This is a genomic window from Rahnella sp. BCC 1045, assembly GCF_019049615.1.
Lineage (GTDB): Bacteria > Pseudomonadota > Gammaproteobacteria > Enterobacterales > Enterobacteriaceae > Rahnella > Rahnella contaminans.
Window position 1 is genome coordinate 26,594 of the sequence record NZ_JAFMOZ010000136.1, and the last position, 10,672, is coordinate 37,265.

Consider the following 10,672-nt stretch of genomic DNA (forward strand, 5'->3'; position numbering starts at 1 on the left):
TATGACCATCCCGTATTTAGCCGAACCGTTGCCGGTGGCAGATCATCAGTACGCAATCATTGATCGCATGCGTGTTCCTGAATTACCGGAGAGCTGGCCTCTGATCGAGTTGGTGTCGCCGATGCTTGCCCCTCAGGCGCACCTTTACCCCTGGCTGTTGCCCTTACATGGACTTAAATCCGGTGACTGGCGTCAACTGATGGCGGAACTGACACAAGGCAAAAATCCACACTCTCCCCCGACAAGCTGTTTGCTGTTAAACAGTGCGTCCAACCCCCTTACTGTGCGTAATGCGCTGGTCGAGGCACTACAGTTTTATGACCAGCATCGCAATGGCCATATTTTGCGTTATTACGATCCCCGGGTATTGTTTCATCTGCACTGGATGTTAACGCCCTGGCAGTTGTCCCATCGTTTACCTGCCAGGGAAGTGCCTGTCTGGACATTCTGGCTTGAGGGAGAATGGCGAACATTGTCTTTTCCGGAAAAAATAGCCTGTCCGCCAGGGGAACTGCGACAGTTGCCGCTTGAAGAGCTTCAGTATATCGGTCAGATAAATATTGTGCTTTCCATGTTGCGTGTTCCTGTTAAGGATTTAGACCAGAGACAGGAAATTAGCAAACAAATCCGGAGTCTACTGGAACAAGCCGCGCACTGTCAGTTACCTACCCCTGAAGACCGGATCACGTTTGCGTTGCATGGCTTGCAGCAACGCGAAGATTTCTGGCTGTCGCCTAAAATGGCGGCGTTCCTTATTCTGGCCCGGCAAACCGCGGATTTTTACCGCGATGAAACCAGCAACTGGGACGACGCTCGCTGGCTGGATATGACCGAACCTCAATCACGCACGGCCGGATGGAATAATTAATATGGCGACTACACAAGGATGTAAATTCTGCACTCGTCGGGGGCTTCCTGTTTTACCCGTGCGCCCCGCCTTGGTGAGTCAGCAAGACGCGTTACCTGTTTTGCCTGCCAGTATTAACGTGCCTGCCGAAGCTCAGGGTGAAACCGCCTGGACAGGACGTTTACTGCGTGAAGGATTTTTATATATCTGGTCTGAACCCGGCAACCGCTGGATAAATTACTTTGCAACCAGCTCAGGGTATTATTACCCCCTGCCTGAGAATGGCGACGTTCCTCCTGATATTGCCAGCGGAAAAACAACACCTTGTATTACACACCCCTCAGAGCTTGCCTGCGCGTCACTTATCACCCTGCCGGTAAAACCCGCAGGTATGAAAAACGGTTTGTTCTGGTTTAGCTGGTCTGAAGTCGAGTGGACGCCAGCTGTGCGCGAAAAGCATGAAGATGCGAGCTACCGCCGTCAGTACATGCAGCGTTTCGATATGGATGCCTGGGTGAATGCTGGTAAGTCTGACCAGACACTTTCCATTCAGCAATTGAAGGGAACTGTCGCTGAATACAGCAGCAATGCCGGTAACTGTACACTAACACAGTGGTCGGTTTCACCCTGGAAAAAAGTTAAACCACAAGAGGGTGAGAACCTTCTGCAGGCTGCAGAGAAACTGTATCCGGGCAAAGGCGCAGTGATCCTGCTGCAGGATCCGGTAGCAGTTGCACAAGATATATCCTGGCTGGCAAATTATCGCCTCAATACAAATTTCTATGAAAATCCAGCTTATACGAGAGAGCTTGCTCTTACGGCCACGGTACAGGGGTTGAAAGAAAGCATTTGTGCCCAATATGAGCGGGAAATAGTCCTTAAAAATGAAATAGAAGAAATAAATACCGATGTGGGTTATTACGACAAAATGGGGATGTATATTCCAGGTTCACCGGAGTTAGGTAAAGCTGCTCATGAGCGAAACATTAAGCTTTTTAACCAAAGAATAGAGTCAAAGTGGCAGTCCGAGTACGGGAAATATTATGATAAAAACAAAGAAGAAGCTTTCACTGTAAAATTTAATGGTGCTATTAAAGAATATGACAATTCCGTCATCGTGCCGATGATGAAAATGTACATGGCGTGCCTGGAAGGAAAAATACTGACAGGCTATTTTTTCCATAACTTCGACACTACAGACCCGGGAAATGGGATTTGTTACGTTCAGTCAGTCACTGATTGTATCGATGGATTTCAGGATAAATTGTTAGTTTCAAAGCATTTTCAGGAAAGGCTTTCGGGCGAATGTACTGACAAGACGAATATATTGGCCCGCGCCGCCGTTTTTAATAATGATATTATTGCAGAAAAAATCAACTCCGCAACTCACGCCTCTCTGGACATAACTGCAATACCGTGGGACAGACCCCTTGACGGTTTTAAAGATATCTTTGATCAAAAGATATCGGGCGCGCAGCTTGTATTAGAAAAGTATCAGAACGCACTCAGTGGAGCGGTTTTTTCACTGGTCGGGAAAGTCATCGACTCCAGACCCGCAGATGCTCTGGTTTCATTTGCCATTGTTGCCAATAAAAAAGTGAAGATGGTCACTCTGGCAGCTGAACGTAAATATTTTGTCACTGCCGTGGTCGGGGAACTCGCTGAAATATTTGGCATTTCAGGCCGCGCGGGCATTGATCAACTGCGCCATTACGTCGATATTGAAGTTCGCCATATCGAAGCGACAAATATCAAAATGACGGGGATACAAACCGGTAAATTTGCCGTTCTGGTCGATATGAAAGAGGCAGAAGTGCTGAAAGCAGCCTCAAATGGCACCGAGGCCTCGGCGATAGCAAAAACGTTACATTCCGTCGAAGAAGTGAAGGCTAACATTTTCCCGAATACGTTCAGAAGTAAACTGGCCCAGCTAAAAAGCGCATCTCCATCATCGATATCCGGTGCTTCAATGAATGCCATTCCGTTTTCAGGGAGTGTGTTGTCGGGTGCGTTCCAGATATTTGCAATTACCCACGCCGGTTTGCCTAAGGAGTTTACTGTCGAATCAACGTCCAGACTTGCAGGCAATATTCTTATGGCGGCAGGTTCTGTTGCCGATTCAATTGAACGCCTAATGACTAATTTTAACAATATAAGATGGAACGCACAAATCAGGGTCGCGATGGGGGGAAGCTTTCAACGGACAATGATGAGCTCAATTAGATTCGTTAAATGGCTCGGCGGCGCTGCAGGAGTTGTGGGAGTTATCTTTGATTTTTATAACTTTGGCATGGAGATACATAAAGGCCATAATGACATTGCTGCAGCCTACTTTTGCTCAGCTATTGGCGGAGGGATTCTTACTTATGCTGTTTTATTTAGCGTTATTTTGTCACCAGCATGGATTGTAGCCGCAGTAATTCTGATGCTTGGGGCTGCTATTTATTTAACCTTGAATATAAAAACTGACATTCAACTCTGGCTAATTAGCTGCCTGTGGAGAAAAATACCGCTCGATGAGAGCGCGATTCCAGCTATCTGGCCAACCGGAAGTATTGAAATAGAAGCCTTTAGTAAAGCGCTGCAATCTGGAGCACAATGAATGAACTATTCAGGACTTTACAGCCCCTTTATACTCAATCGTTCTTTGAGCGAAGAAGATATTAAATATCATTTAAAACAAGATTTCACTGGCATGGGGTCATCCGATTCGCTAGCATTAGACGACGCTGTCGTTATAAAAATCAACTCAACTTATCTGGAGTTGGTTGACAAATATTATAATGATAGAGGAATGCCTGATGTTTTTGCTTTTATCCTTTCACTTGCACCATTTATGAGTGCGATATTTGTAGCTTATCAATTTATCTTAGAGTTAGTAAAAACAACGTCTTCGTTAGCTACGCTTATTTTGTATGCCTTATTTTTTTTCCCCATATCGATGGCCATGGCAATATTCTTCTGTCGATTGTTACGCAAATCTTGGTTTACCTGGACTCACTACCCCGTTCGTTTTAACCGAAAAACAAAAATGGTCCACGTATTCAAAGTGGACGGAACCATTATTTCCGTTCCGTGGCGTGAAGTCTTCTTTACCCGCGGCCGTGCCGGAAGGGGCGCAATGCCGGAATGGAGTATTGACGGACATATTCTTGCAGACGATAAACAAACCGTCATTGATACCTTCAGTCTGGGATTTTCAAATACCCGACGTGAGCTGGTAAAGAACTGGGCTTTTGTCCGCAGTTATATGGAAGTGGATGACTGCCTGAATGAGCTGGCGGATATCATTGCCTTATGTCCGCCTGTAGCAGATAAAAAAGAGAGTTATATCTTTGGCCTGCAGTACTTACTCCGGGTTGAGTCGCGCATTGAGTGGGTGTTCCGCATAATCCTGTCACCTTTAATTCTGCTCGGCAGCGTTGCCCGGTTTGTTGCCATGCGCACCAGTAAAATTCCACGCTGGTCCCAGGACGTTGAAGCTGACTGCCGGGTTGAAGCTGATGACCCTGTTAACGTCAGCGCCGCTAATAACCCAAAACATCTCTGGCGTTATGTACTGGCAAATCAGTCACTGGATGAGTACAACGCGCTCTATCAGCGCCAAAGTCAGGCGATGTACCGGTTATGGGAAAAAGTTCAGGCAAAGGTTCGCAGGCAATAACGTACCAAACTTCATCAAACTGGAATAATTAATATGTCGACTCAACAAGGATGTAAATTTTGCACACGTCAGGGGCTTCCTGTTTTACCGGTTCGTCCGGCGGTGGTCGCAAAAGACGATACACTCCCGCATCTGCCAGGCAGCATTGCAGTACCGGTAGCACCTCAGGGAGAAACTGCATGGACCGGGCGTTTGCTGCGTGAAGGTTTTTTATATATCTGGTCTGAATCCGGCAACCGCTGGATAAATTACTTTGCAACCAGCGCAGGGTATTATTACCCCCTGCCTGATAATGGCGATGTCCCACCTGACATTGCTAATGGGAAAATAAGGCCGTGTATTACTCAGCCATCCGAACTTGCCAGCGCATCGCTCATTACCCTGCCGGTAAAACCTGCCGGTATGAAGAACGGAGTGTTCTGGTTTAGCTGGTCTGAAGTCGAATGGACACCGGCTGTGCGTAAGAAACATGAAGATTCATCCTATCGTAGCCAGTATATGCAACGCTTTGATATGGATGGGTGGATTAAGAGCGGTAAAGCAGAACAGGTTATTGCTATATCAGCGCTGACAGAAACTGTCGCGGAATACAGCAGCAAAGGCAAAAACAGCAACGCAAGTGAGTGGTCTCCTTCACCGTGGAAAGCTGCCACTTTGTTCGAAGGAGTTTTCCTCCAGCAGACAGCGGACAAACTCTGTCCGGGTAAAGGAGCGATGATTGTGTTGCAGGATCCGCCGGCAGTATTACAGGAGCTTTCCGCCGTTATAGATTATGAATTGCAGAAAAAAGTATACAAAAAGGCAGAGTATCAACGAGAGCTTGCTCTGGCCTCCGCAATTACAGGTCTGAAAGAGGCAATGACGCGTCAGTTTGAACGTGACATTATCGAAAAAAATGAGAGCGAAGAGCGAAACGCGCTTTACGGCCCTTTCGGTTATGCCGGTAACAGCGAAGTCCCGGACAATATGTACACCTCAATTGGTGACCGGAAAATGAAACCTGAGGCGGCCAGGAAGTGGGCAGAATATGAGCAATATTACGACCCTTCGAAAGTGGCAAGTTTCCAAAATAAGTTCAATAAAATTCTTAAGCAATATAACGATACCATCATCAGCCCGCGCACTGAGATGTATCTGGAATGGATGAAGGGCAATGCGTTGCTCGGCTATTTTAAGCATAATTTTGATACGCAAGAATTGAAAAGCGGCATTGAATATGTCCAGACCCTGAATTACTGCATTGCGGGTATGCAAGATAAAGTTGGAGTATTCCGCCATTTCACCGATTTGCTGTCAGGTATGCCGACAGACGCAACAAATGTTCTGGCTCGTGCATTAGTGTTGAATCAGGATGTGCTTGCTGAGAATTTAGCTAAAGCAACAGAAGGTTTTTCTGACTGGTTCACTCTTCCGTGGAACGGGATAGCCGATGCGTTTAAAGATGGTATAGAAAAAATGCGTGACAATGCTGCCGGTGTAGCCGGAATACTCATTGGCCTTCTTTCCGGGATCTTAACCAGAAAAATCACGCAGGCACTGGAATCAAACAAAATATACGGTTGTTTAGTGGCTATGGGTGCAATCACAAATAAAGCATTGGTTCCTTTGGAAAAAACCGGGAAATACAAAGTTTTCGTTTCTGAAGTTGTCACTCAACTCGCTAAGGAAAGCGGGCTGGGAGGTAAATCCAATAAGGACAGCTTACGGCATTATGTCAGACGCGAGTTGAGACGACTCAAAATCGACGGATTGCCCATGGAGGCTGAGGAAACAAAGAAATTTTTAGTTATGGTTGATATCGACAAAGTTCACGAAATGACAGTTTTGCCACCTAAAGAGCGCACGGTGGCAGTGAGTAAATTACTTCGAACTTCCGCGGATGTTGAGGCACAGCAATTTAGCCGCTGGCAAGGAGCCGTCCAGGGTGGCGTCAGAAAAGCCGGAGAGGCTATGCCGTTTACATTGGGCGTATTCTCCGGCGTACTTCAGGTGGCAGCACTTTTTATTTCTGCCGATATTCACAATAAAAAAACACTGACTTCCGATCAAACAGAAGCGCACTCCCGGTTCTGGACCGGGGTTATTGGCCTGGGGAGCACGACGTTAGGTATCATTGAAACCGGCATTAAACAATTTCGGCTATTTGCTAATGCATCATCAAGACTACGCGTTTTCAGCTCCGAAACTTTCATTAAATGGGTTGGCTATGCTGGAAAAACATTAGGTGCGGTGGCTGGAGTAATTACTGCGGGGTATGATATTTATAATTTCGGAAATGAACTTTACAAAGGTCATCAAGGGCTTGCTATAGCATATCTTTTTTCAGGGTTAGCAGGTTTGTGGCTTGCTACTGCTGTGATTTTTGCAATACCCGTAATAGGGACTTTTATCGCTGTCGCTATTTTAATTGGCACTGCTGTTTATCTGGCGTTTCAGAATCGTGATAACATTCAAAAATGGCTGTTCCAGTGCTTATGGCGAAATATACCTGTCGATGCAGATAATTCAAAAGAAAAGCAAGATAAATTTAAGAACAGAGAGGCTGCGGAACTGCCTATATGGCCGACCATGAAAATGGAAATGGACGAATTGAAATTAGCATTGGGTGTTGAGGATTAAAATGGACTATTACGGGCTTTTTCCTAAATTTAAACTGAACCGCCTGCTTAATAATGCGGAAAGGGAATATCAGTTGCACCAAGATTGCGCAGTTGATCTCAATGATCAGTCTGTGAGTCCGGATGCAAAAGTGATATCAATTAATTCACATTGTCTGGAGTTGGCGGATAAATATTATGCTGCCAAGGGATTTGGTAGTTTTGTTGCCTCCTTGGGTTTATTGGGTATGCTTTTTGTTCTACTGATAACCGTTATCTTTTCTTTTCTTGATTCCAATGATATATCTTTTAAAGATATCTGTTTTTTTTTGGTTGTGCTAATCCCTAGTAGTGCAATGGCCATCTGGATGTTAATTTTATTAAAAACTGAATGGTTTGCCTGGACACACTACCCCGTCCGGTTTGACAGAAAAAACAGGCTGGTGCATGTTTTCAGGCTGAATGGCTCAACCTACAGCGTTCCCTGGGATAGCGTATTTTTCACCACGGGGCTGAGCCACAGAAAAGATGCCAATAAAGACTACTATATCAGCGGGCACATACTGGCGGATGATAACGAAACCGTGGTTGATACCTTCTGCCTGCCCGCGACGCATTCGGACAGAAAACAGCTTGTACGGCACTGGGAGTTTGTGCGGCGATATATGGAGAACGGGCCTGAGTCAGTCATTGAGGTGGTGGATTTTTGTCTCCCCATCGCTAAAAAGCGTGAAGGCTATCGCTTTGGTCTGCTCTATTTGTTGTCAGGGTTTAATGGAGCACCTCTGTTCCTTTTTCCGCTATTTTTTGTTCTGGCGTTGATCTTCAGCATTCCCCGCTATCTCGCCATGGTGACGAGCAGAATACCTGTCTGGCCTGCAAGCATTGAATCATTGTGCCCGGTGGATAAAGATGACCCTTATCAGGTTGATGCATCCCGTAATTCAAAGCATCCATGGCGGGATCTTTTCAGAAAAAAATAAATATCACTAATGAAACGAGGTATTCCCATAGGGAATCGAATAATAAATAGCACAATCTGAATGCATCGTGGATGAATTCAAGCATTTCATTAATACGGAATTTTTAATAAAAAATTAGTCTGTTAGCTTGGGTTGGTTTAATGATTGATTTAGCCATGTTAGTTGCTGCATGCTATATTTCAACCTCACTCATAGAAGTATTAGACGAACTGAGTTACTCCGATCAGCACCTCTACCGGATTACCTCGCTTATGGTTCCGCTATTTAGTTTCGCCATTGTCACGCAGATTGTCAGTCTGCCAGTTATGTTAAAAAAGCCCAAAACCGGATTTACACTGGCATCTATTGGTTCTTTCGTCATGCTGCCATTGAGTATGTTCTTTATTTCATGTTGTCTCGTAAGCAGTGAAAATTACCGTAATAAAAGCCTGAATAAACTCCACCAAAAAGACGTCTCAGAACTTGACAGCAAGCTCACTTTTGACTTTGGCTCAGCAGCAATGTCGGGGTTATTTCTTTTGATCGGAGGTGTTGCAGCGGTTTTTATCGGGCTGCCAGTCGGTGGTTTACTACTCCTGTTATCAATATTTTCTTTCTACAAGGCATTCCGGTTGAATAACCGAATCATGATAGGCATGCAACATGACAAATCGATTATCACTCCATCGACCTATTTTGACACTTACATTTTACCCGTTAGTGATGTGTCTTTGATTAAAGATAATAACAAATTGTTCCAACTACATATTAAATCAACCGATGTAGACAGAGTGTGTTCGTATAGCAAGCGCATGATTGAAGAGGATCAATATCAAGATATTTTGAACGATATTTTCTCAAAACTTGCAAAGTAGGAAATCAATATTGGGGGACATGTACAATTCAGGAGATCCCCTGATCGATATAAGTTCATTCAACGCATCCCCTACGCGATGTCACATCGAAAAACATATAAGGATTTAAAATGAAAGGAATTATTCGCATTGGCGATAAAACCACTCACGGCGGTCAGGTGCTGGCGGGTTCATCCACGATGATTTTCCTGGGGATCGGCGTGGCCCGTATCGGCGATCCCGTTTCATGCCCTATTCCAGGCCATGGCCCAACGAAGATTATCGAAGGTCACCCTACTATGATGGACAACGGGTTGCAGGTCGCATTTCATGGGCATAAATGTGCCTGTGGATGCACACTCATCACGTCTTTGGGCAATGCGACAGCGAGCTGATTATGCCTGTTGATTTAAATTCTATCCCAGCACTGGCTCAACGTTCTTTGCCACCCTCGTCTAAACGCTGGTTGTTTTTTTTGGCGGTGCTGTTGATTATTTGTGGCACTGCAACGCTCTACTTCTGGCCTGCTGATGCGCCAACCCGAACACCGATCTTTTGGTACTGCTTTATTCTCGTGCCCTTTTTTGTCTGGCTCGTTTTATTTGGTCTTCGCTGGCTGGTGCATACTTTCTCAGACTGCGTCAATGATGGATGGGACGAAGAAAGAGAGTGGACATTAAACCATGAAGTCCTGCGCGGACAGAGTTATGCCAACGTATTAGCACATGTTGTACATTTGCCGCACGCCATGTCGTCTGCCTCGCTCTCGATGCAGATGGTGGCGCAGGAAATCACCTTACCCTCTACGTCGCATGACGTGTCACATGAGGTGATCCGGCAGGCCCGTTTTGACGATATAACCTATCCGGCAACTGAACGTCTTCAGTATCGGATAGGCGCGATATTGGCGGATAACACTTTGGCGGCCGCATTATCCAAAAACTCGATACCCGGGCACCTGAACGTTTTCCTGCAGGTGGATATCGACAGGCAATCTGACAACATTGATTTACCTTCTTTGTGGGAGCGTGCACTCCAACAAGAGCCTCTCCCCTGCACAACCTCTTTGGTGCCCGGCGGCGGGCTTGAAGCATTTGACCGCTGGTTGGATAAATCTATTGCAGGGCAGACGTTACTGATCGTCGCAGTCCGACTTGCCGGTAAAGTAAAAGACGGTGAAGGAGATGCGGCCGTTGCCTTGTTGTTACAGACCTCGATGTCCGGGAAGGCACCATCTGACGTTGTTGCGCGTATTCATCGGCCGGAGCGTTGCAAAGTGGAAGCTCCTTTAGCAGACGCCGTTTTGCAATCACTTCACTGGGGGGATACCCGCCCGGAAAGTGTTGAACAGGTCTGGTTGACGGGAATGGGATGTGACAATCAGGCGCAGTCTGTGTTCTCTCAAATCAATGTCGCTTTTACAGCTCTCGTTACGCCAGAACAAACGTGTGACATCGATATTTATACCGGACTGACCGGCGAAGCTTCCCCCTGGTTGTCTTTGGCACTCGCCACTGACAATGCGGCAATACAGCACTGCACCCAGTTCGTCATGAGTGCCCCCCAGCCTGATGTTTCCCTGCCGTGGTTTACTGTCGTACACCCTGCACAGAACCGGGCTATTGCATAGCAGCAAACACAACACTCAGCTTGCTTTCGTAATTTTTCCCCCCTGATCCAATACTCTTGGACATAACTATCACTCGTACATTTCAGAGTGGAGAGACTAATGTGACGCGTTTTACTTT

General features: G+C 46.0%; 8 protein-coding genes. All 8 read left to right on the top strand.

Annotated elements, in window-relative coordinates; all coding sequences use genetic code 11:
• Nucleotide 1: 1 nt before the first annotated feature.
• The 8 genes from J1782_RS18140 to J1782_RS18175 all read left to right on the top strand — a co-directional run bounded on the left by J1782_RS18140 (nucleotide 2) and on the right by J1782_RS18175 (nucleotide 10,554).
• Nucleotides 2-868 (top strand): DUF4123 domain-containing protein, encoded by an 867-nt coding sequence (locus J1782_RS18140; RefSeq protein ID WP_217153650.1) that lies wholly within the window; start codon nucleotides 2-4, stop codon nucleotides 866-868.
• Nucleotide 869: 1 nt separating this feature from the next.
• Nucleotides 870-3,449: a T6SS effector BTH_I2691 family protein gene (locus J1782_RS18145; protein WP_217153651.1), complete on the top strand. Its 2,580-nt coding sequence runs from the start codon at nucleotides 870-872 to the stop codon at nucleotides 3,447-3,449.
• On the top strand, nucleotides 3,450-4,511 hold the full coding sequence (locus J1782_RS18150; protein ID WP_217153652.1) for a DUF6708 domain-containing protein: 1,062 nt from the start codon (nucleotides 3,450-3,452) through the stop codon (nucleotides 4,509-4,511).
• A gap of 33 nt (nucleotides 4,512-4,544) precedes the next feature.
• Nucleotides 4,545-7,130, top strand: a complete 2,586-nt coding sequence (locus J1782_RS18155) for a T6SS effector BTH_I2691 family protein (RefSeq protein WP_217153653.1) — start codon at nucleotides 4,545-4,547, stop codon at nucleotides 7,128-7,130.
• A gap of 1 nt (nucleotide 7,131) precedes the next feature.
• The gene (locus J1782_RS18160; protein ID WP_217153654.1) at nucleotides 7,132-8,091 is read left to right on the top strand and encodes a DUF6708 domain-containing protein; all 960 of its coding nucleotides are present in this window, start codon (nucleotides 7,132-7,134) and stop codon (nucleotides 8,089-8,091) included.
• Nucleotides 8,092-8,231: 140 nt separating this feature from the next.
• A complete protein-coding gene (locus J1782_RS18165) occupies nucleotides 8,232-8,945 on the top strand; it encodes a hypothetical protein (RefSeq protein WP_217153655.1) in 714 nt (237 codons plus the stop codon).
• 110 nt (nucleotides 8,946-9,055) lie between these two features.
• The gene (locus J1782_RS18170) at nucleotides 9,056-9,319 is read left to right on the top strand and encodes a PAAR domain-containing protein (protein ID WP_217153656.1); all 264 of its coding nucleotides are present in this window, start codon (nucleotides 9,056-9,058) and stop codon (nucleotides 9,317-9,319) included.
• A gap of 2 nt (nucleotides 9,320-9,321) precedes the next feature.
• Nucleotides 9,322-10,554, top strand: coding sequence for a hypothetical protein (locus J1782_RS18175; RefSeq protein WP_217153657.1), 1,233 nt, complete (start codon nucleotides 9,322-9,324; stop codon nucleotides 10,552-10,554).
• Nucleotides 10,555-10,672: the final 118 nt, after the last annotated feature.